The 20,180-nt window shown below is 58.2% G+C and carries 21 protein-coding genes; 5 read left to right on the top strand and 16 right to left on the bottom strand.

Features of this window, described 5'->3' with window-relative positions:
- Positions 1-4 precede the first annotated feature (4 nt).
- Positions 5-2,083 carry a hydantoinase/oxoprolinase family protein gene (locus tag C8N31_RS11260; protein WP_025049688.1) on the bottom strand — a complete coding sequence of 693 codons (2,079 nt, stop codon included), beginning with the start codon at positions 2,081-2,083 and terminating at the stop codon, positions 5-7.
- Positions 2,084-2,185: 102 nt separating this feature from the next.
- Complete coding sequence (locus tag C8N31_RS11265; RefSeq protein ID WP_037906050.1) at positions 2,186-3,115, bottom strand: LysR family transcriptional regulator; 930 nt, start codon at positions 3,113-3,115, stop codon at positions 2,186-2,188.
- Positions 3,116-3,264: 149 nt separating this feature from the next.
- On the opposite strand from C8N31_RS11265, the gene C8N31_RS11270 reads away from it, so the two are divergent.
- Together C8N31_RS11270 and C8N31_RS11275 are read left to right on the top strand one after the other, a co-directional pair.
- Positions 3,265-4,182, top strand: a complete 918-nt coding sequence (locus tag C8N31_RS11270) for an MBL fold metallo-hydrolase (RefSeq protein WP_025049686.1) — start codon at positions 3,265-3,267, stop codon at positions 4,180-4,182.
- Positions 4,182-5,129: an MBL fold metallo-hydrolase gene (locus C8N31_RS11275; protein ID WP_107992372.1), complete on the top strand. Its 948-nt coding sequence runs from the start codon at positions 4,182-4,184 to the stop codon at positions 5,127-5,129. Before C8N31_RS11270 ends, C8N31_RS11275 begins: the two co-directional genes overlap by 1 nt.
- 21 nt (positions 5,130-5,150) lie before the next feature.
- Here C8N31_RS11275 and C8N31_RS11280 read toward each other — a convergent pair whose 3' ends face one another.
- The 13 genes from C8N31_RS11280 to C8N31_RS11340 form a co-directional block, all read right to left on the bottom strand.
- Positions 5,151-6,209, bottom strand: a complete 1,059-nt coding sequence (locus C8N31_RS11280) for a YeeE/YedE family protein (protein WP_025049684.1) — start codon at positions 6,207-6,209, stop codon at positions 5,151-5,153.
- 39 nt (positions 6,210-6,248) lie between these two features.
- Positions 6,249-6,686, bottom strand: coding sequence for a DUF302 domain-containing protein (locus C8N31_RS11285; RefSeq protein ID WP_025049683.1), 438 nt, complete (start codon positions 6,684-6,686; stop codon positions 6,249-6,251).
- 85 nt (positions 6,687-6,771) lie between these two features.
- Positions 6,772-8,037 carry an NAD(P)/FAD-dependent oxidoreductase gene (locus tag C8N31_RS11290; protein WP_025049682.1) on the bottom strand — a complete coding sequence of 422 codons (1,266 nt, stop codon included), beginning with the start codon at positions 8,035-8,037 and terminating at the stop codon, positions 6,772-6,774.
- 22 nt (positions 8,038-8,059) lie between these two features.
- The gene (locus C8N31_RS11295) at positions 8,060-8,767 is read right to left on the bottom strand and encodes a c-type cytochrome (RefSeq protein WP_025049681.1); all 708 of its coding nucleotides are present in this window, start codon (positions 8,765-8,767) and stop codon (positions 8,060-8,062) included.
- A gap of 4 nt (positions 8,768-8,771) precedes the next feature.
- Complete coding sequence (locus C8N31_RS11300) at positions 8,772-9,818, bottom strand: c-type cytochrome (protein ID WP_025049680.1); 1,047 nt, start codon at positions 9,816-9,818, stop codon at positions 8,772-8,774.
- Positions 9,802-11,085 carry a sulfite dehydrogenase gene (gene soxC / locus C8N31_RS11305; protein ID WP_025049679.1) on the bottom strand — a complete coding sequence of 428 codons (1,284 nt, stop codon included), beginning with the start codon at positions 11,083-11,085 and terminating at the stop codon, positions 9,802-9,804. Before soxC ends, C8N31_RS11300 begins: the two co-directional genes overlap by 17 nt.
- A gap of 29 nt (positions 11,086-11,114) precedes the next feature.
- Positions 11,115-12,818 carry a thiosulfohydrolase SoxB gene (gene soxB / locus C8N31_RS11310; protein ID WP_025049678.1) on the bottom strand — a complete coding sequence of 568 codons (1,704 nt, stop codon included), beginning with the start codon at positions 12,816-12,818 and terminating at the stop codon, positions 11,115-11,117.
- An 89-nt stretch (positions 12,819-12,907) separates the two neighbouring features.
- Positions 12,908-13,759: a sulfur oxidation c-type cytochrome SoxA gene (gene soxA / locus C8N31_RS11315; protein ID WP_025049677.1), complete on the bottom strand. Its 852-nt coding sequence runs from the start codon at positions 13,757-13,759 to the stop codon at positions 12,908-12,910.
- Positions 13,760-13,786: 27 nt separating this feature from the next.
- On the bottom strand, positions 13,787-14,116 hold the full coding sequence (soxZ, locus tag C8N31_RS11320; protein ID WP_025049676.1) for a thiosulfate oxidation carrier complex protein SoxZ: 330 nt from the start codon (positions 14,114-14,116) through the stop codon (positions 13,787-13,789).
- A gap of 20 nt (positions 14,117-14,136) precedes the next feature.
- On the bottom strand, positions 14,137-14,553 hold the full coding sequence (soxY, locus tag C8N31_RS11325) for a thiosulfate oxidation carrier protein SoxY (protein WP_025049675.1): 417 nt from the start codon (positions 14,551-14,553) through the stop codon (positions 14,137-14,139).
- 36 nt (positions 14,554-14,589) lie between these two features.
- Positions 14,590-15,063 (bottom strand): sulfur oxidation c-type cytochrome SoxX, encoded by a 474-nt coding sequence (soxX, locus tag C8N31_RS11330; RefSeq protein WP_025049674.1) that lies wholly within the window; start codon positions 15,061-15,063, stop codon positions 14,590-14,592.
- Between the two features lie 124 nt (positions 15,064-15,187).
- A complete protein-coding gene (locus tag C8N31_RS11335) occupies positions 15,188-15,751 on the bottom strand; it encodes a thioredoxin family protein (RefSeq protein WP_025049673.1) in 564 nt (187 codons plus the stop codon).
- 13 nt (positions 15,752-15,764) lie between these two features.
- A complete protein-coding gene (locus C8N31_RS11340; protein WP_025049672.1) occupies positions 15,765-16,505 on the bottom strand; it encodes a cytochrome c biogenesis CcdA family protein in 741 nt (246 codons plus the stop codon).
- Positions 16,506-16,575: 70 nt separating this feature from the next.
- Between C8N31_RS11340 and C8N31_RS11345 the strand changes: the two genes are divergently transcribed.
- From C8N31_RS11345 to C8N31_RS11355, 3 genes are read left to right on the top strand one after another with little or no spacing between them, the layout of a single operon-like run.
- Complete coding sequence (locus tag C8N31_RS11345; protein WP_025049671.1) at positions 16,576-16,944, top strand: thioredoxin domain-containing protein; 369 nt, start codon at positions 16,576-16,578, stop codon at positions 16,942-16,944.
- An 8-nt stretch (positions 16,945-16,952) separates the two neighbouring features.
- Positions 16,953-17,345, top strand: a complete 393-nt coding sequence (locus C8N31_RS11350; RefSeq protein ID WP_051544662.1) for an ArsR/SmtB family transcription factor — start codon at positions 16,953-16,955, stop codon at positions 17,343-17,345.
- A 47-nt stretch (positions 17,346-17,392) separates the two neighbouring features.
- A complete protein-coding gene (locus C8N31_RS11355; protein ID WP_025049669.1) occupies positions 17,393-18,448 on the top strand; it encodes a YeeE/YedE family protein in 1,056 nt (351 codons plus the stop codon).
- A 39-nt stretch (positions 18,449-18,487) separates the two neighbouring features.
- Here C8N31_RS11355 and C8N31_RS11360 read toward each other — a convergent pair whose 3' ends face one another.
- Complete coding sequence (locus C8N31_RS11360) at positions 18,488-20,143, bottom strand: sulfatase-like hydrolase/transferase (RefSeq protein WP_025049668.1); 1,656 nt, start codon at positions 20,141-20,143, stop codon at positions 18,488-18,490.
- Positions 20,144-20,180: the final 37 nt, after the last annotated feature.

Raw genomic sequence — 20,180 nt, forward strand, 5'->3', positions numbered from 1 at the left:
GGGTTTACCCTTTCACGCTTACGTCGATGCAGCCGTCAGGCTGACGAATAGCCTTGCGGCTGGAGGGGATGATGATGGTGGTTTCATCCTCGGTCACGGCGGCGGGGCCTGCGATCTCTGCCCCTTCGGCCATTTGGTCGCGCAGGACCACGGCCGCATCCTGATAGGCGGATTTGGCCGGGTCGAACATCTGGCGGCGTCCGGCAACCGGTGCATCGCCCGCAGGCTGTGCCATGGCTATTTGTGCCACCTGTTCAGGCGGGGTTGTCGCGTTGACGGACCAAACAGTGATCTCGATATCAAGTCCGGCCACCTTGCGGCCGAACAGCTTGACGTAGTCTTCTTCAAACCGCGCCTCGAATGTGGCGGCATCTGGGGTCATCGCTTGATCTTCGGTCAGGACAATCGGGATTTCCCAGCCTTGACCAGCATAGCGCATGTAGACTTTGAATTCTGACAGGATCGGCGCGTTTGCATCGCAGTTGCGGACAAATCCTGTTGCCTCGGCCTTGAGCTCTGACAACAGGCTTTGGATCTTGGGCGCGTCAAAGTCCGACAGTTTCATATAGACGGAACGGTTTGCTTCAAAGCTGAAGGGCGCCCGCAAGAACCCGATGGCAGAGCCGACCCCGGCCCCCGGCGGCACCAAAAGACGATCCACGCCCAGTTTCTCACACAGCCGTCCGGCGTGCAGTGGGGCCGCACCGCCAAAGGCGATCATCGTGTATTCGCTAAGGTCTTCGCCGTTCTCAACCGCATGCACGCGGGCGGCGTTGGCCATGTTTTCATCGACCACCTCTGCCAGTCCAAATGCGGCGGTGGCGGCATCCATATCCAGAACCTCGCCCAGAACGCTGGACAATGCCCCTTCGGAGCTGGCGGTTTCGAGCTGGATCGACCCACCGGCAAAATTGTCCGGATCCAGCTTGCCCAAAACCAGATCGGCGTCCGTCACCGCAGGTTTGTTACCGCCGCGCCCGTAACAGGCTGGTCCCGGCTCGGACCCTGCACTTTCGGGGCCGACGCGGATTTGGCGCATGCTGTCCACATGGGCCAGACTGCCACCGCCCGCGCCAATCTCGACCATGTCGATCACCGGGATAGAAATTGGCATGCCCGACCCTTTTTTGAATCGGTAGGTCCGCGCCACTTCAAACACGCGGCTGGTTTTGGGCGTCTGATCCTTGATCAAGCAAATCTTGGCCGTGGTGCCGCCCATGTCGAACGACAACACCTTGTCCAAGCCATAACGCGCCGCGATATGGGCCGCAAAAACCGCCCCACCTGCAGGACCGGATTCGACCAAACGCACCGGGAATTCTGCCGCGTTTTCGATGGAGATAATTCCGCCCCCGGAATGCATCAGGAAGATGTTGCAGCTGACGCCCTCATCGCGCAAACGTCCTTCCAGACGGCCCAGATAGGACTTCATCAGAGGTTTGATGTAGGCGTTGGCGACCACGGTGTTGAACCGCTCATATTCGCGCATCTGCGGCGAGACCTCACAAGACAGCGAAATCATCGCGCCGGGCATCTTTTCTGCCACCACCTCGGCCACCAGCCGTTCGTGATCGCCATTGAGATAGGAATGCATCAAACCAATGGCGACACTGTCATAGCCCGCCGCTGCGATCTGATCGACGACTGCCTCAACTTCAGTCCGGTCCAGCGGGATCAGCACTGCGCCGCGGGCATCCACACGTTCCGGCACGGTAAAGCGGCACTGCCGCGGCAAAAGCGGTTCTGGCAGGTTCAGGTTCAGATCGTATTGTTCGAACCGGCTTTCGGTGCGCATCTCGATCACATCCCGAAACCCCTGGGTGGTGATCAGCGCCGTCTTGGCCCCGCGCCGTTCGATCAGCGCATTGGTGGCCAAGGTTGTGCCGTGGATGATCTGGCCGATATCGGACGGGGCAATCCCGGCCTTGGTGCAAACTTGATGCATCCCATCGATAATGGCGTTCTCCGGCGCGGCGTAGGTGGTCAGCACCTTGGTGGAATATGGGCTGCCGTCCACCTCAAGCACCACGTCGGTAAAGGTGCCGCCAATGTCTACGCCCAGTCGAATCGCATTCTGTGTCATCTGTCCAACCTGATTGATTTTCCGCAGCGTAGCGGGGGGAGGCGGATCAAATCCAATTCTTATTTCCGATAGGAGTGATAGATTTTTGTGATCCTTCTGGCCTTAGAAAACCACCGCTTCGGCCTCGGCACGGATGTAATCCTCCGAGATACGTCCGGCGATGGCGGCGGCCTCTTGAACATATTGCGCCACTTTGCCCGCCTGATAACGGGCGGCAAAGCGCAGGGGTGCCGGGGTCCAGTCCACCTGCAACTGCCGCAATGGTGCGCCGCCTGCCTCCGCTGTGACCAAGGCCCTTGGCAGGACCGCAACGCCAAGGCCATCACGGGCCATTTTTACACAAGACGACAGGCTGTTTGACGGCACGATCCGCCCCTTCGGCAGCCCTTGTTGGTCAGCATATTCATTCAGCGCGATGGAGGCTTGCGTGTCCCGCGCTGGGGTCAGGATGCCTGCTTCCAAAAGGTCACCAACACCATATTGCCCGCCTTCCTCAAATGTCAGTGACGCACCGCAAACCCAGACATAGGGGTATTGCCCCAATTCCGTGATGCCCGTGGCGCTGGATGTGAAGGGCGCGGTCTGGATCGCCAGATCCAGCGCGTTTTTGGTCAAGGCAATATCAAGGTTGCGTGACAGATCCACCGTCAGTTCCACGCTTACACTGGGATAGGCGTCCTTGAGGCTGAGCAGAAAGCTATGCAGCCACGTGCAGGCCACCAGTTCCGTGACACCTAGGCGCAGGCGGTCTTGAATGAGATCGGGCCGCTTTGCCACCGTGATCAGCCCCTCGGCCTCATGCAGCACCCGGCGGGCCGCTTGCACGATCTCGGTGCCTTTGTCCGTCAATTGCACCGATCCGGCATTGCGCAACATCAAGGTGGTGCCCAGGGTCGCTTCCAATCCGGCAATCCGGGCGGAAATGTTCGGCTGTGTGGTGTTCAGATGTGCCGCCGCTTTGCGAAAACTGCCCAGATCAGCCACCCAGATCAGGGCTTCGAGCTGTTTGAGGGTAAAGGTGTTTCCGATCATCACGGGGCCTTGGGTTGCGGACGCGGCGGAGCGTACCCATGCAGACAAGCCTTTGCAGGCAGGCAAAGTCAACTGCGCCCGTGCTATCGCTTGATTAATCCGAAACAACCCATCATATTCATACTATCGAATTTTTGCGGAGGTATCAGATGGCGCTTTCTCGACGCGATTTTGTGGCAGGCGGTGCGGGCCTGATGGCTAGCGCGGCATTCGGGGTACGACCCGGCCCCGCCTTTGCCCAGATTGATCTGGGGGACATCCGCCTGGATGTGGTCAGTGACGGGTCTTTGACCCTGCCGGGCGGTTTCATTTTTGATCCGATGCCGCAGGATGAACTGGCCCCGATCATCGAACGCTTCGATCTGTCTGCGGATGTTTTGACGCCGCCGTGCAATGTGACCTTAATGCGCAGCGGCGATCGTGTGGTCTTGTTTGATGTTGGCTCGGGCCCGGATTTTGCCCCCAATGCGGGCACGCTTCTGACCTCTCTAGAGGCATTGCGGGTCACGCCAGAAGATGTGACCGATGTGGTGTTTACCCATGCGCATCCTGATCATCTTTGGGGGCTGCTGGATGATTTTGACGATCCACTGTTCAGCAATGCCAGCTACATGATCGGGAAAACCGAGTGGGATTATTGGATGGACCCCAACACCGTTGATACCATTGGCGATGCGCGCGCGTCCTTTGCCGTGGGGGCACAGCGGCGGCTTGAGATGATCGAAGACAGCATCGCCTTTTTCAAAGACGGAGAAGAGATATTGCCCGGTGTTGCGGCGCGGGCCACCTTTGGTCATACCCCCGGCCACATGGCATTTGAGGTGCGATCGGGCAGCAACGCGGTGATGATCCTTGGTGATTGTATAGGCAATCATCACGTCGCCTTTGCCCGGCCTGACTGGCGATCAGGATCGGATCAGGATCAGGATCTCGCCGCGCAAACCCGCGTTGCGTTGATGGATCAACTGGCCGCAGAACAGATGCAGGTCATCGGTTACCACCTGCCCCAAGGTGCGGGATATGTCGAAAAAGGCTCAGACGGTTACACATTTACAGGACAGATATAATGCTGCGTTCACTGCTCATTTCCACATGCATTTTGGCCGGGGCCGCACAGGCCAGCGAGGACATTGCAGATCAATATCCCGGCTCCATGCTGTATTCCAAACCGGTGGAGTTCATCCCCGGTATTTATTCTGCCATCGGGGCCACTGCGCCGCCCACTTATGACAACGCCGGGCACAACAACAACCTCAGCTTTATCGTGACAGGCGACGGCGTTGTGGTGATCAATGGCGGCGCCTCCTACCTGCTGGCCGAGGCGCTGCACAAAGAGATCAAGGCGCTGACAGATCAACCCGTCAAGCTGGTGCTGAATGAAAACGGTCAAGGGCATGCGATGCTGGGCAATTCCTATTGGGCCGATCAAGGCGTCAAGATTGTCGCCCACGTGGATGCCGCCCATGAGATTGAGGAATACGGCGGTGCCAGCCTGCGGGCACATCAGAACCGTCTTTTGGAACGCGCTGATCAGACCCGCGTGGTGATGCCGGATGAGACATTTGAAGACAGCTATCCGATTTCCATGGGCGGTATGGAGATTGAGGCGCGGTATCTTGGCCCCGCACACAGCCCCGGCGATATCGTGGTCTGGTTGCCTGCGCTAAGTCTGGTGATTTCCGGCGATATGGCCTTTCACGAACGGATGTTGCCGATCTTTGAACACACCTATACCGCCGATTGGCTTGAGACTTGGGACACCGAATTTGAAGCATTGGGCGCAACCTATGTGATCCCCGGCCATGGCCATCCGACCAACATGGATCAGGTGCGGCGCTATACCAAAGGGTATCTGGAATACCTGCGCGGGAAGGTTGGCGCGCATCTGGAAGACGGCGGCGATCTGGCTGAGGCTTATTACGTGGATCAATCGCCCTATGCGCATCTTGATACGTTCGAAGAGCTGGCGACCAAGAACGCAGGCCGGGTCTATGAGCAGATGGAATTTGAATAGGCTCTGATGGCCGCCTGCGCTTCAGGCGGCCAAGGCCACCCGGCGGCGCAGTAAGGTGTGGGTGGCCATTGCCCCCAGCCACATGCAGAAGACAGCGACCCATGCCGTGATCGCAAAGATCGACCCGCCCGACATGCCCGCACCCACCGCACAGCCTCCAGCAAGCATGCTGCCAAAACCCATCAAAACAGCGCCCAGCAAATAGCGCTCCATTGGCGTGTCAGGGCCAAACCGTTCGATCCTGATTTCGCGGCTGAGCAGCGCCATCAATCCAGCGCCCGCAAAAACCCCCGGCACCAGCCCGACGCCAAAGCCAAGTGGCAGGTCGGGCGCATTGACCAACCCCATCAAAGTGTCTGTCGATGGTCCGGTGAAGGTGACAGACGATACAGGCACCACATCAAACGAAGTCTGCGATATGGCATAGGTCAAAGCCCAGCCCAGTGCCACAGCTGCGCCAACACCGGCAGCGGCAAAGATGCGGCTGAACTGCACCTGTGTCCGCCTTGCCAAGACCAGCCCGCTGAGCAAGGCCAGCGCCGCCGCTATGGCTGCCAGGCCTGCACTCAACCCCAATTGGATCAGCATGTTCCGCGCCTCGCCGCCCTCAACCAACCACAGCACCGTCAAGCTTTCGCGAGCAGGTGACAGAACCCCCCGCAGGGAGGCCTGCGCGACCAGCGTCAACACCAACCCGGTCAGGATCGCCCGCATATTGCCGGTTGCCGACAACACCAACAAACGACTGGCACAGCCCCGCGCAAGGATCATGCCTGCGCCAAACATCAAACCGCCGATGATCGCGCCAGACATGCTGCCGGTGGCGGCGAGTTGCCGCGCGTTTGACACGTCCAAGAGGCCAAACGCCACGGCGCCCTGCACCAGCATTACCGCCGCCGAAAACGCAATCAGCCAGATCGACAACCGCGATCCAAACCGCCCCTCGGCGACTTCGGCGGTAGCGGCGCGCAGGCAAAACTGGGAATGTTGGGCGGCCATGCCAAAGATCACGCCAGTGATCGCACCGGCCATCATCAACACAGCCGGATCGCCAAAGCGGTCGATCAGGGCCTCTAACATGGGCAATCCTCGGACAGATCAGTGGTTACAGATGCGCGATCACTCGCCAACCGCTTCGCGGACGATGTCATCCAACAGGCTTTGCACCTCTTGCATCGGGCCGTCAGGATAGTTGCGATATCCGACAGAGACCTTGCCGTCCTTGTCGGTGACAAAGATACCGTATGGGCAATGGGCGATGTTCATCGGATCGGCCTCCATCACCTTGCGGGACAGAACGGCCGAGCAGAACAAAAAGATATCCGCGCCGTCAAAGATTGTGACATCGCTGCCTACATCCGCGCCGGTGCGGTTCAGCATCTCGCCAGTGTGGCTGACATAGTCGATGACCAGGCCGCGCCCGACGATGGCGCTTTCGACGCTAAAGGTGGCATCGTCAAAGCTGCCGTCAAAGTCATAGACAGTGGACAATGTGTCAGCATGTGCAGTGACGGCCATAGAGGCGGCAAACAAGCCTGCGATAAATGTGTTTTTCATGGATTGATCCCCTTTTCTCAGGGCCAGATTACCATATCCTTTGCTGCCGGGCTTTGACCCTGATCAAAGCCCGGCAGCTTGTAAATCAACCGAACATGTCTGCGGTGATGCCCGCGTACCAACCTTCGGATTCTTCATAGGTGGCCTTACGCAAATCCGCGCTTTCGCCGGTTTTTGAGATAAACCCTTCAACCTTGGCGATCTTTTCGTCCGTGGCCTCATAGCTTGCACCGACTTTCACACCATCATTGGTGTCGATCAGCGACCAGCAGGTGTTGGAGAACCGCGCCGGGAACACCTTGGAGCCGGTCAAGGCTCCGCGCACCGCATTGGCGCAGACCTTGGCCTGACTGTTGGCCGAGAACCCGGATTTGGGCATATCGCCTTGCTGGGATGCATCGCCCAGAACGTAGATCTCTGCGTCGGCCTTGGTGGACATATCGGCGGCATTGACCGGAGCCCAATTGCCATCAGTGACACCCGCGATCTCCGCGATCCGGCCCGCTTTCATTGCGGGGATGACGTTGCACACATCCACTTTGGTTTCTTCGCCGTCGATGGTGACGGTCATTGCATTCGGATCAACCGAAACATTGCCGCCGCCGAAGTCTTCGCCGATCCAGTCGATCATGCCCTCATAGTGGTTGGCCCAACCCTCTTGAAACAGGCTCATCTTTGAGAACTTTGGCTTGGGGTCCGCAACAATGATCTTGGCCGTAGGATTGTTGGCCTTGAGGAAATGCGCAACCATCGACACCCGCTCATAGGGGCCGGGCGGGCAGCGGTACGGGTTGGGCGGCGCGACCATGGCAAAGGTGCCGCCTTCGGGCATCGCCATCAGTTGCGCCTTGAGCAGTTCACTTTGCGATCCGGCCTTGTAGGCGTGGGGCATGGCGTTCTGGGCGGACAGATCCCAGCCTTCAACTGCGCCATCTACAAAATCAATGCCCGGGCTGAGGATCAGCTTGTCATAGGGGACGCTGCCGCCACCGGCGAGGGAAACTGTCTTGGCGTCGCGGTCCACGCCCACGGCCCAGTCATGCACAACGTTCACGCCACCCGCAGCCAAACTGCCATAGCTGTGACCGATGTCTTCGATGTCCTTGAACCCGCCCAGATAGAGGTTGGAGAAAAAGCAGGTGTAATACATGCGCGTGGGTTCAATCAGCGTGACGTCGATCGCGCCCTTGCTGTCTTTGGCGATATAACGCGCCGCCGTTGCGCCGCCTGCACCGCCGCCCACAACCACGACACGCGGTTTGCCATGCCCGTCCGCCAAAACCATTGGCGCGGAAAGGGACGCCGCAGCAGCCGCTGATGTCCCGATAAAATGACGTCTGTTCAGTTTCATTTTTCTTCCTCCCTGACGGGCCCTATTCGAGGGCCTCAAAATATGCGGCCAACGCCGCGATCTCTTCGTCTGACAACCGGCCTGCCATCATCTGCATCACCGGATGCGGCCTGAGCTTGCGTTTGTAGGCGTGCATGGCCACGACAAAATCTTCGGCTGGCCAGTTGGTGATCGAGGGGATACCCGCATCCTCACCGTCACGCTGATGGCAGGTGCTGCAATCTCCAGCCAGATATTCACCATACTCCGGATCGCCCTGCAGCGCGAGAATGGCGGGATCTATGTCATGATCCGTTGCCGTTGCTGTTGGCTCCGCTTCGGGAAAGTTTGCCGGATCGTCCGAAAACTGCCGCAGATAAACGAGCAGATCGTCGCGGTCTGCTGCGTCCTTGATCCCCTTGAAGTTCATTCGGGTTTTGGACACCAGCGCCTTGGGGTTCTCGATATAGGCGTCAAGTGTTTGGGCTGTCCAAGTCAGGCCATCATTGCCCATCCGGTCCATGCTTTTGGAGTATCGGAACCCCTCGATTACGCCCGCCCTGCGGCCAAATACACCGTTCAATTGCGGACCAACCCGATCTTTGGCCCCCTCTCCCACTTGATGGCAAGCTTTGCATTGCTGGAAAACTTTCGCACCGTTTACCGCATCGCCCACTTCTGTGGCAGAGGAGACCCCCGCCACCAACGCGGCGGCGAGAAACGTCAGGAGAGATGTGAACCGTACGGTCACTCCATCACTCCGCGAAGGTCTTGAGGTATTCAATCACCGCCGCTTGATCCTTTTCCTTTTTCAAACCGGCAAAGCCCATTTTGGTCCCCTTGAGGTATTTCTTCGGCTTTTCGAGGAAAGCTGCCAATTCTTCAGGTGTCCAGACCAATCCGCCTTCGGCAGCGGCCTTCAGAGCTTTGGAATATTTGAACCCGTCCACGGCTCCGGATGCTCCGCCGACGATCCCGTTCAGGACCGGACCAGAGCGGTTTTTGGCTTTGGCGCCGACCTGATGGCAGGCTTTGCACTTTTTGAATACCTTCTCGCCCGCCTTCGCCAATTCGGCGTCAATCGCAGGCGCGGCGGCTTCAACCGGCGCTTCTTCGGTCTCTTCGGCCTTGGCTGCATTGGCTTGTGTGACTTCGGCAGTTGCCGGCTTGTCTTCTTCGGGGGTGACATCAAGAACCATGGCACGCATGGTCACTTTGACCTCATCCTTGCAGTTTTCCATGCAGGGCTCACCGCTCCAGATTGCGTATTCGGTCTCCGCGCGGTTGTCCAAAATGAATCCCTGCGCGTTGGGCAATTCAACATCGGCAAATGTTTCATCCGACAGGACAAAATCATCTTCGATCAGATCGTTGGAATACAGGATATAGGCGACAATCGCATAGACCTCATCATCGCTGAGCGTGCCCGCATTGCCGTAGGGCATGGACCGTTTGATATAGTCAAATGCCGTGCTGAGATGCGGCCAGTAAGAGCCGACCGTCTTGAGCGGATCTTCGTGATCGAGGGTATCCGCACCGCCGGCCAGCTTGGGCCAGTTGTCGATCCCTTCGGCAAAATCACCGTGGCAGACCGCGCATTGCTCGGCAAAAATTTCTTCGCCAACAATCGCGTCCCCTGATCCGGCAGGCAGGCCATCCCCATTGGGGCTGACATCGCCGTCCCATGCGGCAATTTCCTCGGGCAGGGCCGCGCGGCCAAGGCCGAATTTCTCGGCGGATGCGGGCGCGGCCAATCCGGCCAGCAAAGCGATCAGGGGAATGGATTTAAGAAACTTCGACATTTTCAGCCTCGCCCGTGCTGCGCACCAACCATGTCTGGATGCAGTTGTTGTGATAGATGGAGTTGAGCCCGCGCACCTCGCGCAATTGCGCCTTGGTGGGCTGCACATATCCGGTGTCGTCCATGGCACGTGATTGCAGCATCATCTCTTCCCCGTCCCAATCGGTATCGAGATAAAAGCGGGTCATCGCCATTTTCTCGCCCGGCTTGGCCAGGCGGGCGGTTTCCCATGTTTCGCCGCCATCCTTGGACACATCGACACGTTTGATCGCACCGCGCCCGGACCACGCCAGCCCGGTGATCACCAATGGCCCTTTGCCGTGGGTGATCGGCGCTTGCGGGCTGGGCGAGGTGACGACCGACTTGGCATCCATCGCCCAGGTCCATTTGCGGGCAATGCCGTTTTCCAAGACGTCAGTGTATTTGCTGGTCTCTTCGCGGCTTTCGACCGGCGCATCCGTGACCTCGATCCGGCGGATCCATTTGACCCACATGTTGCCTTCCCAACCGGGGACAACCAGACGCACAGGATAGCCGTGTTCTTTGCGCAGCGCCTCGCCGTTGGCTTTGAAAGCGACCAAGACATCGTCCAAGGCCTTTTCCATCGGAATGGAACGCCCGTTTGATGACGCATCTGCGCCTTCGACGAACACCCACTTGTCCTTGAGATCACCTGCGGTATCCAGACCGGCCTCTTCAAGCAGGGTGCGCAACGGCACGCCCGTGTATTCCATGTTGTGGATCATGCCGTGGGTGAATTGCGCCCCGTTCAATTGGGCCCCGGCCCATTCCATGCCTGTGTTGGCGGCGCATTCGCAGAAATAGACGTGGTTCTCGCGCGGGAAACGTTCGAGATCGGCGTAGGAAAAGACCAGCGGCGTATCGACCAGACCGTTGATCATCAGGCGGTAGTCCTGCTTTTTCAGGTCAATCGCGCCGGAGTGGTGCCGCTCAAACGCGCAGCCCTGCGGGGTAATTGTACCGTCAAGTGCGTGGATCGGGGTGAAATTGATCGAACTGACGGTGTCAGCGGTCAACCATTCCACATTACGGCGGATCACGTCGTTTTCATATTCAATCGGCAGGCCATAAGGCGTGGCATCCACGCCATCACCCAACTCCTGTGCCCAAGGCTGTACTTGCGTGATCAACGGATCAGGGCTGGCGGCACGGGCGGTGCCCGCGGCGATGGCGCCTGCACTGGCCGCTGCGGCCCCGCTTAGGAAGGCACGGCGCGAGGGAGCGCCCGGCGTTTTCTTATCTGACATCTGTTATGTCTCCTCTGGCAGTTCGGGGGTTAAACCCCGACAACTTTCACACTGTTGTTCGGATCAAGGGATACTGTCCCCTGATTGGCGATATGGGCCTCGACCACATCCCAGATCTGCGGCCCTTCGGTGCCTTGGTTCACCGAGGCCCAGCCCGCGACCTGATAGGTCTTGGACGGATCAATCATCTCGCCCGTTTTGAGCAAGGTCATCTCGGTGATGCGGTCGCCCTGCGGCTTGGTCACGTCAATCCTGTAGCCAAGGCCACCGACGCGCACCATATCGCCGCCCTGCTGGTAATAGGGGTCAGGGTTGAACAGGTTGTCGGCCACATCCTCCAGCACTATATGCAGGAATTCACCCGTCATCTCGGTCCGGTAAGCTTCGCCATAAGTCATCGAGGTGACGTTCCAGATGTCTTCGCGGGTGATGTCCTGACCGGGCAGGATCGACGGGCCCCAGCGCACACCGGGGGACAAGGCGATATCCGCCTCCCGTTCCGAGATCAGCGCATCACAAATCAAATCATCCCATGTGCCGTTGAAATTGCCACGGCGGTAAAGCGTTTGGTCATCAGCCGTCTTGCCGATCACCTTTGTCAGATCGTCGAGGTATGGCGCACGCTGTTCATCAATCAGCTTGGCCACCTCTGCATCGGGGGTGATCACATCCGAGAAGATCGGGATCAACTTGTGGCGGAAGCCCATCATGCGGCCATCGCGCACATCCAGATCGACGCGGCTGACAAATTTACCGTTGGACCCGGACGCAACGATGATCGTGTCGCCCACCAACACCGGCTCGGGCAGCGCGTCATGGGTGTGACCGGACAGGATCACGTCGATGCCCGTCACAATGCCTGCCATCCGCTTGTCCACGTCAAAGCCGTTGTGACTGAGGCAAACCACCAGTTCCGCCCCTTCGGCACGCACCCGATCGACCATCTCCTGCATGTTCTCGTCGCGGATGCCAAAGGCGTATTCGGGGAACATCCAGCCGGGGTTGGCGATGGGCATATAGGGGAAGGCCTGACCGATGACCGCAATCTTTACACCGCCGCGTTCGAAGAATTTATAAGGCGGGAACAATTCGGCGGGTTCATCCCATTCAGCGTCAAAGATGTTTTGACCCAGCGCGGCAAACGGCAGGCCCTCTACAATCTCGTTCACCCGGTCAGAGCCCAGCGTGAATTCCCAGTGGAAGGTCATCGCGTCGGGGTTGAGGGCGTTCATGACATTGACCATGTCCTGCCCTTGGGTGTGATAGCAGGTATAGCTGCCATGCCATGTGTCGCCGCCATCCAGCAGCAATGCATCGGGGCGGTCGGCACGGATCGAATTGATCACGGTCGCAACCCGGTCCAGTCCCCCCACACGGCCATAGCCTTTGGCCAGCGACGCAAAATCATTATAAGTCAGGGCATAGGCAGAGGGGCTGCCGTCCTCGATGCCGTAAGCGCGCCGAAAATCGGCGCCGGTGACATGAGGCACTGCACCTTTGTTGTTACCAACACCGATGTTGACCTCAGGCTCGCGAAAATACAGCGGTTTGAGCTGCGCATGGATGTCCGTGACATGGATCAACGAGACATTCCCAAAGCTGTCAAACTCCAGCAGCTTGTCCTGTGTCAGGGCCTGTTGCGCAGCAAGTTGCGCCCAATTGCCAAAACCGGACCCACCATAAAGCGCCGCAGCGGCCATGGAGGTTTGCAGGAAATCACGGCGAGAAATCATAGGGTGGCTCCGGTCACGCGCACGTATGCGCATTTATGAATTTAATAAGTGCGAAAAACCCCGCGCAGCGTCCTGCGCGGGGTCATGGTTTAGTTTCGGATGGACGGCCCTTCGACGGACAGACCATTGCCGCGTGATGCGACGTACAGTTCAAGCGCGATAAACTCAGGCGAACCGGGCTTGTAGGTCTCGGCGCGGGTGTCGCGCACACAACCTTTGAAACGGGCATGCACCGCGTTCAGCTTGGTGTTTTTCAGGCGGTAAACGGGGAAGCCGTTGATCTGGCCCTGGCTGAGGTGATCGGCGCGGATCATCTTGCCATAGCTGTCTTCGTGGCAATTGGCGCAAGACAGTTCCAGCTGACCTGTGCGGGTGTAGTAGAGCTCCTTGCCCTGCTCCCACGTTGATTGCGCCGGACCGTCAATGGCGACATTGATCGGCATACCGCGAGACACAGACGCCAGCAGCGCGGTCATATTGACCATGTTGCTTTTGGTGTACTTCCACTTTTCCGCGCCCATACGGTTTTCGCGGCAGTCGTTGATCTGCATCTCAAGGGTGCGCACCTCCCCTGCTGCTTCGTTCCACTTGGGATACACAGCACGCACGCCGGCCATTGTATCAGGCTCGTTATGGCAGCTTGCGCAGGACTTGCCTTCGGAGCCTTCTGCGGTGTTCCAGACATCTTCGGCCTGTTCCACAAAGATCATGCCGGGGTTGTCGAAATCATCCGCTTGCATGGCGCGGGTTTCAGTTCCGCGGAAAAGCCAACCCGAAAGAACCTCATCCACTGCATCCTCAAGATGCGCAGGCGCCGCTGTGCGCGTCACCATGGTGATGTCTTCGTTCAGGATCAGCGTATCATCCACCGGATCGGCCATCGCCGCCCCGCCAAATGCCATCACCGATACCGTGCAGGCCATTTGTGCCAGTCGTTTCATATGTGTTCCTCCCAGTGACACAGCCCCTCAGCCGATCGCAATTTTTTTGCTTGTTTCGTAGATCGACCCATCATCGTCATACCAAGTGAATTTGAATTCACCGGCTTCGGGCACGGTGGCCTGAAATTCCAGATAGGGGTTGGTCGAGATTGCCGGCTCAAGGGTCACGTCAATCACGTTTTCACCGTTAAAGTCACAGGTGAACCGGTTGATGATGGACCGTGGAATAGGGTTGCCATCGTCATCTTTACGCTGGCCGGATTCCATTTTGTGGCTGATCAAAGTCTTGATCGTGATCGCCTCACCGGCGGCCGCCTTTTTGGGGACTTTGACGCGGGGTTTTACACCAGATGCCATGTTGAATTCTCCTTAATGCCTTAGCCGCCGCAGCCGCCGATTGTTACTTTGACTGTGCTGGATGCCTTGGCGAATGTGCCGTCTGCCATTTTGGCGATGGCAACAACGTCCTGCGTGCCCGCCAGGCGGATACGTGTGGAGGCCTGATGCGATGCGGCCAGCTTGCCGAATTTGAAAGTGGCGACCGGCGGCGTCGGGTTGCCCAGTGCCAGCACCATAATCTCGACCGCGCCGGGGGCGTCGACCTCGATTGGCACGGTGTTGCCGTTCTCGGCAATCTCGGGCGCGGTCAGTGTCACGCCGGTGTCGGCCATTGCTGCGCCGCCGGTGAAGGCTTCGATCTCGGCTTCGCCTGCGGCGTAGCCCTTGACCGGAAGACCCGCGAGAACAAGTGCCCCCGCCCCAAGCGCCAGCGCATTGCGTCGTGTGAATTCCATGAGTGATCTCCTAGTCTGGTCCGCAGACCCTGCGGATTATTCTTTGAGTGTCTTGAGGTAGGCGACAACATCTTCGATCTGTTGCGCAGTCAGGACCGGACCAAAGGTCTCGTCCGCCGCTTTGCCTGTGTATGCTTTGCCCGGGCGGATGAAGCCCTCGGTCTTGTAGAAGGCTGGCATCATCGTGTCTTCGAACATGAGTTTGGCGTTTGCCACGATCCCGCGCAGCTCTGCTTCGTTCCAGCGATCACCAGCGCCATCCAGCGCAGGACCGATCTCGCCGTGGAACGGCACATCGCTCAGATCGGTGACCTGATGACAGGCCACGCAGTTGCCTTTTTTCTTGTTGCCAACGATGTTGCGGCCTTCAACCGGATCACCAGCTGCGCCCGACAATGACATCGCAACGGTGCCCTCGTCGTATTTCACCGCTGTAGGCGCCACGGCTTCGGCCAGTGCCGCGCTTGTCAGCATGCCCGCAATCACGGCTGCAGTTCCTAAAATCTTCATGCGTCCTCCCTTGCCTTCACGGCGTTTTGTATACCGTAGCGCACGATTTCCCGATCACGCAACAACAAATTCAGTTTAATGAATTTTTTTATCTGAGCGACCAATCTCGTGTGCGCCCATCCGATCACCCGGCACGTTCGGCGATCTTACGGGCATGATATTTCTGGAAACTTTCGTCTCCGACATAGCCTTTCTCGACGACCCAGTTGAACATGTCAAACGTGGTTTGGCGGCCAAAGGCACCGGGCATCGTGGCCACCGCCGCTTGGGATGCCGTCATGCCATCCTCTACATTTTCGGGGAAAAACAGAATCGTTGGCGTGAACAAAACGCCCCATTTGCGCACCATCTGTTTCTCGGAAAGTGTCTCTCCGTCAAAGTCGGTGACCTCGACATCGCCAAACATGTTCACCTGCACGACAAAGTAGTTTTGCGCGATGTAATCGGCAATTTCGGGCTGCGGATAGATCTCTTCGTGCATCTTGGTGCAGTAGATACAGCCGCGTTGTTCAATCATCACCACCAACCGCTTGCCCTCGGCGTTGGCCTCTTCCAGATCCTCGCTCAGATCTTTGAAAGTGTCGCGCATCCAAGGGGCTTTGTGCAGCCCGTCATCGCCCACCTCTGCCGCGTGCAGAGGCAGCGCCAAAGCCAGCAGGCTTGCGACCAGTATTGCAATCCGTTTCATAGGTGTCTCTCCCTTATCTCAGCACACCGATGTCCGGCGCAATCGACAGCATCCACTGTGCGATATAGTTGATCGAGTTTGTCGCGATCAGAATGCCGAACACAATCAGCATCACCCCCATCAGCTTTTCAATGGTTCCCAGATGGCGGCGGAATTTCTGCATCCAGCGCATGAAGGGTCCGATGAACAATGCCGCAAGGATGAAGGGCAAGGTCATGCCGAACCCGTAAACGAAAAGCAGGGCCGCGCCGGTCGATGCGGTATCTGCGCCCGCCGCGGTGAACAGGATCGCCGCCAGCACGGGCCCCACGCAGGGCGTCCAGCCAAAGGCAAAGGCCAGCCCGATCACATAAGCGCCCAGCAGGCTGACGTTGGAGGCATCCCCACCATCGGCCCGCAATTGCCGGTACAGGATGCCAATGCGGATTACTCCGAGAAAATGCAGGCCCATCGCGATGATAATCGCCGCTGCGATCCAGCGCAGGATGTCAAAGTATTCGCGCACCGCCTGACCAAAGGTCGTGGCTACGGCCCCAAGCCCCATAAAGATGGTGATGACACCGGCAGCAAAGAAACAGGCGGCCAACACCGCACGGATGCGGACGCTACGGTCAATCTGCGCGTCCGCCTGGATCTGGTTCATGCCGACACCGGCCAGATAGCTCAGGTAGAAGGGCACAATCGGCAGGATGCAGGGCGACAGGAACGACAACAGCCCGGCGATCCAGGCCCCTGCAAAGGTAATATCCATCATGACCCAGACCCGCCCTTGAGTAATTCACATATTCATATTATGTATTATTACTACCAAAGGTCAATTTACCATGTTCCTGCGTCGCGTCTTACTGTCTGCTTTTTTGCTGCTCTCCTCTGCCCTCTCGGCGGCGGCTGAGCTGTCATTGGTTATGGTCGAAGAAGACGGATGTGTCTGGTGCGCCCGCTGGAATGACGAGATTGCCCATATCTATCCCAAAACCCCCGAAGGCCAATCCGCCCCCCTGCGCCGGATCGATATTCACACGGCCTTGCCGGAGGATTTGACCTTTGCCAGACGGCTCAGCTTTACCCCGACATTTGTGCTGATGCAGGATAATCTGGAAATTTCACGCATCGAGGGCTATCCTGGAGAAGACTTCTTTTGGGGGCTTCTGGAAAAGATGCTGGAAATAGCCGACAGCCCGCCATTGAATTGAGGATGACGATGGACACGAGCGTTTCACACCAAGACGGCCTGACACCGTCGGAACCGGCAAGCACATCCAGCCTGCCCGTGTTCGACAAGGACATCTGCGCCGAAGACATGGACAAGATGGCCGCCAATGCGATGCGGGCGTCCAATTTTCTCAAGGCGATCAGCCATGAGGGGCGTCTGATGATACTGTGCCATCTGGCCTCTGGCGAGAAATCCGTGACCGAATTGGAAGAGTTGCTGTCTGCGCGGCAGGCGGCGGTGTCCCAGCAATTGTCACGCCTCCGGCTAGAGGGGCTTGTGACCCCGCGCCGCGATGGCAAAACCATCTATTACAGTCTGACCGATGACCGCCCGAAACAGATCATGGAAGTTGTCTATGATCTGTTCTGCCGCCAAAAGTAACCGGTGACGCGGCACAGCAAGACCCACTGCAACCAGAGGGCCAAGCCATGTTTGATGTCTTTTCCGAACCTGCACTGGTTGCGCTGATCGGCCTTGTAGGCGGCGTGTTTCTGGGTCTGGCGGCCCGCATCGGGCGGTTTTGCACATTGGGCGCAATTGAAGATCTTTATTACGGCGAAAGCGCCTTGCGTCTGCGGATGTGGGGCATTGCCATTGGCGTTGCGGTGATCGGCACCTTTGGGTTGTCGGCGGCAGGTCTGCTGGATCTGGGCGAGACGCTGTATATGACCCGCGACTGGAATATCGTCGGTTCTGTTCTTGGCGGGTTGGTTTTTGGCTATGGAATGGCCTTGGCGGGCAACTGCGGTTACGGCGCATTGGCGCGGCTCGGTGGCGGTGATCTGCGGTCCTTCTTGATTGTTCTGGTGATGGGGCTTTCGGCCTATGTCACCTTGGGCGGGCCTTTGTCTGGTCTGCGCATCTGGGCCTTTGGCACCTATGTACATCCCGCCGCAACCTCCAGTTATGCGCAGGCGCTGTCCGCGCTTTCGGGTCTATCCGTAAACGTTGCTGGCATGGCGATCGGCGCGGTCATTCTGGCACTGACTTTGGTCAATCGCGATATGCGGCGATCTTTCAGCCATGTGTTCTGGGGCGCAGTTGTGGGCCTTTCCATCGTCTCGGGCTGGGCGGGCACACAATGGGTTGCGGCACATGGATTTGACGCAACGTCGGTGGTCAGTCACACGTTTTCCGCGCCCATCGGGGAAACCATGCTTTATGCGATGACGTCCTCTGGCAACACCATCAGTTTTGGCACCGGATCGGTGATCGGCGTCCTGCTTGGGGCGTTTCTGGGCAGTCTGTTCAAGGGGCATTTCCGCTGGGAGGCCTGCGATGACCCACGAGAGCTGGGCAGGCAGCTTTTTGGGGCGGCCTTGATGGGGATGGGCGCGGTTGTCGCAGTTGGATGCAGCGTAGGCCAAGGCATCTCCGCCTTTTCGGTGCTGGCCTATAGTGCGCCGATCACTCTGCTGTGCATTCTGGCCGGTGCTGCGATTGGGCTGCGGCAATTGATCCTGGGATTTGCACCGCCAGTTTAGGGTCAGGACCGGTTTCTTTAAAAGAATCGTGGCGCCCCATCAGCTGCCTTTATCATCCCCTTTCACGTGATCCTGCCGGACCGTGCCGCGATACTTCACCGTCAATTCATCAGGCACCTCGCTACCGTCATACATAAACGGCAGGATTCCCCGGCGCCCGGATTTGCCGCGCATGGTCTCGATGTCATCTTCGGACCGCGTCACCCGCTGTGACATTCGCCGCCCCCATTGCGCCAACATATCATAAAGACGGTCCATCTCGGGGTGATGCTTGCCGCCCTTGGCCAGGTCATGGAATTCGTCCGGATCGGCTTGCAGATCAAACAGCATCGGGCGGAACCCGCCCTCGGCGTGCATCAACTTGTATCGGCCATCAAACACCATGAACAATCGTGCGTCGCGCGGGCGCAGACCCAGTTTGACCGCTTGCGGGGTGGCCGAATAGTCATATTCGCTGATCGCGTATTCGCGCCAGTCCGGCACCTCGCCGTGCAACCACGGGATCAGGGACCGGCCCTCAATGATGTGATCGGGCACCTTGCCACCTGCCGCTTCGACAAAGGTTGCGGCGAGATCGACGCTTTCCACCAAAGCGTCACAGGTCGTGCCCCGCGCCGTATCCGCAGCGCTGCGCGGATCGTAGATGATCATCGGCACCTTCACCGATTGTTCGTGGAACAGATCTTTCTCACCCAACCAGTGATCGCCCAGGTAATCCCCATGGTCCGAGGTCAACACGATCATCGTGTCTTTCAAACGGTCAGTATCTTCCAGATGATCGAGCAGACGACCCAATTGATCATCACATTGCTTGATCAGCCCCATATAGGCCGGGATCACCTTTTGCCGGACCTCTTCGCGCTGAAACGCGCTGGCGACCTTGTTTTCCATATAGGCCCCGAAAACAGGATGCGGATCATCGCGTTCCACATCGGCGCGGCGCGGTTGCGGTACATGGTTCGCGCCGTACATGTTATGATAGGGCGCAGGCACGATATAGGGCCAGTGCGGTTTGATAAAACTGACATGGGCACACCACGGGCCGTCGTGTTCTTCGATAAACTCAATGGTTTTGCTGGTCAGCCAAGGGGTTTCGCTGTCCTCTTCACGGATATTTGCGGGCTTATCCGCATTGCGGAACATCCAGCCTGATGCAATTTGTTCATCCTCAATTCCGGCATTGGCATAATCGGCCCAGGGGTTCTCGCTGTCGTAGCCTTTGCCCTTGAGATATTCGTTATAGGGAGAACGTTTTTCGTCATAGAACCCGTCCGGCCCCTCGCCCCACAGCCCGTCATCGCGCACCCATGCATCAAACCCGCATTCGGCCTGCCGTGCGCCGATGGTGCTGTCCGCACTCAGCCCAAGCCGCGCCATGCCGTCCGCATCCGCCACCATGTGGGTCTTGCCAATCAGCCAGCAGTCCATGCCAAGTTTGCGCAGATGATCGCCGATGGTCTGCTCTCCCACTCGAAGGGGGAAGCCGTTCCATTGTGCGCCGTGGCTTGATGCGTAGCGGCCCGTATAATAACACATCCGGCTGGCACCGCAGATCGGTGACTGCACATAGGCGTTGGAAAACCGCACGCCCATCTGCGCGACACGGTCAAAGTTTGGCGTGTGCAAATGCGGGTGCCCCGCACAGCTTAGATAGTCGAACCGCAACTGGTCATACATAATAAACAGAATATTCACTGGCGTTCCCCCTGCCCTTCAGTATCCACAGCACAGG

The sequence above is a fragment of the Sulfitobacter mediterraneus genome, assembly GCF_003054325.1.
Classification (GTDB): domain Bacteria; phylum Pseudomonadota; class Alphaproteobacteria; order Rhodobacterales; family Rhodobacteraceae; genus Sulfitobacter; species Sulfitobacter mediterraneus.

Excerpts from the sequence above, each read along its gene's own strand:
- C8N31_RS11280 (WP_025049684.1), bottom strand. The coding sequence starts at position 6,209 with ATGTTAGAGGCCCTGATCGACCGCTTTGGCGATCCGGCTGTGTTGATG.
- C8N31_RS11335 (WP_025049673.1), bottom strand. The coding sequence starts at position 15,751 with ATGAAACGGATTGCAATACTGGTCGCAAGCCTGCTGGCTTTGGCGCTG.
- C8N31_RS11270 (WP_025049686.1), top strand. The coding sequence starts at position 3,265 with ATGGCGCTTTCTCGACGCGATTTTGTGGCAGGCGGTGCGGGCCTGATG.
- soxY (WP_025049675.1), bottom strand. The coding sequence starts at position 14,553 with ATGGAATTCACACGACGCAATGCGCTGGCGCTTGGGGCGGGGGCACTT.
- C8N31_RS11300 (WP_025049680.1), bottom strand. The coding sequence starts at position 9,818 with ATGTCGAAGTTTCTTAAATCCATTCCCCTGATCGCTTTGCTGGCCGGA.
- soxB (WP_025049678.1), bottom strand. The coding sequence starts at position 12,818 with ATGATTTCTCGCCGTGATTTCCTGCAAACCTCCATGGCCGCTGCGGCG.
- C8N31_RS11355 (WP_025049669.1), top strand. The coding sequence starts at position 17,393 with ATGTTTGATGTCTTTTCCGAACCTGCACTGGTTGCGCTGATCGGCCTT.
- soxC (WP_025049679.1), bottom strand. The coding sequence starts at position 11,085 with ATGTCAGATAAGAAAACGCCGGGCGCTCCCTCGCGCCGTGCCTTCCTA.
- C8N31_RS11260 (WP_025049688.1), bottom strand. The coding sequence starts at position 2,083 with ATGACACAGAATGCGATTCGACTGGGCGTAGACATTGGCGGCACCTTT.
- C8N31_RS11285 (WP_025049683.1), bottom strand. The coding sequence starts at position 6,686 with ATGAAAAACACATTTATCGCAGGCTTGTTTGCCGCCTCTATGGCCGTC.
- C8N31_RS11290 (WP_025049682.1), bottom strand. The coding sequence starts at position 8,037 with ATGAAACTGAACAGACGTCATTTTATCGGGACATCAGCGGCTGCTGCG.
- C8N31_RS11275 (WP_107992372.1), top strand. The coding sequence starts at position 4,182 with ATGCTGCGTTCACTGCTCATTTCCACATGCATTTTGGCCGGGGCCGCA.
- C8N31_RS11340 (WP_025049672.1), bottom strand. The coding sequence starts at position 16,505 with ATGATGGATATTACCTTTGCAGGGGCCTGGATCGCCGGGCTGTTGTCG.
- soxZ (WP_025049676.1), bottom strand. The coding sequence starts at position 14,116 with ATGGCATCTGGTGTAAAACCCCGCGTCAAAGTCCCCAAAAAGGCGGCC.
- soxA (WP_025049677.1), bottom strand. The coding sequence starts at position 13,759 with ATGAAACGACTGGCACAAATGGCCTGCACGGTATCGGTGATGGCATTT.
- soxX (WP_025049674.1), bottom strand. The coding sequence starts at position 15,063 with ATGAAGATTTTAGGAACTGCAGCCGTGATTGCGGGCATGCTGACAAGC.
- C8N31_RS11350 (WP_051544662.1), top strand. The coding sequence starts at position 16,953 with ATGGACACGAGCGTTTCACACCAAGACGGCCTGACACCGTCGGAACCG.
- C8N31_RS11345 (WP_025049671.1), top strand. The coding sequence starts at position 16,576 with ATGTTCCTGCGTCGCGTCTTACTGTCTGCTTTTTTGCTGCTCTCCTCT.
- C8N31_RS11265 (WP_037906050.1), bottom strand. The coding sequence starts at position 3,115 with ATGATCGGAAACACCTTTACCCTCAAACAGCTCGAAGCCCTGATCTGG.